The 1,007-nt window shown below is 70.4% G+C and carries 1 protein-coding gene and 2 pseudogenes; all 3 read left to right on the forward strand.

The features are described from left to right. A pseudogene (locus ACFWI8_RS36265) lies at positions 1 to 120 on the forward strand (roadblock/LC7 domain-containing protein); the annotation flags it as partial. A gap of 104 nt (positions 121 to 224) precedes the next feature. Beyond that, positions 225 to 866, forward strand: a complete 642-nt coding sequence (locus tag ACFWI8_RS36270; protein ID WP_387100528.1) for a DUF742 domain-containing protein — start codon at positions 225 to 227, stop codon at positions 864 to 866. After that, positions 847 to 1,007, forward strand: a pseudogene (locus ACFWI8_RS36275) (ATP-binding protein); the annotation flags it as partial. The gene ACFWI8_RS36270 and the pseudogene ACFWI8_RS36275, both read left to right, overlap by 20 nt.

Consider the following 1,007-nt stretch of genomic DNA (forward strand, 5'->3'; position numbering starts at 1 on the left):
GCGCATCCGGAGGCCGATATCGGTCTGGTGGGGTACGAGATGGCGTTGCTGGTGGATCGTGCCGGTACCGTTCTGACGCCCGACCTCCGCGCCGAGCTGCAGGGGAGCCTGCTCAACTAGCAGATGACTTGTGCGGATTGGGGCCCCACACCATAAGGTGCGGGACTGTCGGGTGGTGAGTTTCGGCATCCGCTCGATGAGCGAAGGCAGTCGGAGGAGGATCTGTGGCAACGCCCCCAGGCGGACCATACGGTAACGAGTACCCGGCGCAGCCGCACGGCGGCGCGCGGCCGGGGCGCTTCAACTTCCCTTCGGCGCCAAGCGGTTCCCGCCCGCGCCCCACTCCGGAGCGGCGCACGCCGCCGCCCCGCGAGCCCGGCCATGGCGCGGACGCCGGGCCCGCCTCGACACCGGGTGCGGCTCGACCGCCGGGAGACGGCGGAGGTCGCGGCGGCCAGGACGACTGGCAGCCGCCCGCCACCAGGCGTCCAGGACACCAGCGGCGGCAGCTCGACGGCGAGCCACAGCAACCGTTGGTGCGTCCCTATGCGATGACCGGTGGCCGGACGAGGCCGCGGTACCAGTTGGCCATCGAGGCGCTGGTGAGCACCACGGCGGATCCGGTGCAGCTCCAGGGGCAGCTGCCGGAGCACCAGCGGATCTGCCAGCTCTGCTACGAGGTCAAGTCCGTCGCCGAGGTGTCCGCGCTGCTCTCGCTCCCGCTGGGGGTGGCCCGGATTCTGGTGGCCGATCTCGCCGAGGCGGGCCTGGTCGCCATTCACCAGCCGGGTCATGACGGGGATCCCGGCGGTCAGCCTGATGTGACACTGCTCGAAAGGGTGCTCAGTGGACTTCGCAAGCTCTAACGACGCCGGTCTGACCGCGCCGCCGCCGTCCCGCTCCACGACCTCCGCGAAGATCGTGATCGCGGGTGGGTTCGGGGTGGGGAAGACCACGTTTGTGGGGTCGGTGTCGGAGATCAATCCGCTGCGGACCGAGGCGGTGAT

It is taken from the genome of Streptomyces sp. NPDC127098 (assembly GCF_042722465.1).
Lineage (GTDB): Bacteria > Actinomycetota > Actinomycetes > Streptomycetales > Streptomycetaceae > Streptomyces > Streptomyces millisiae.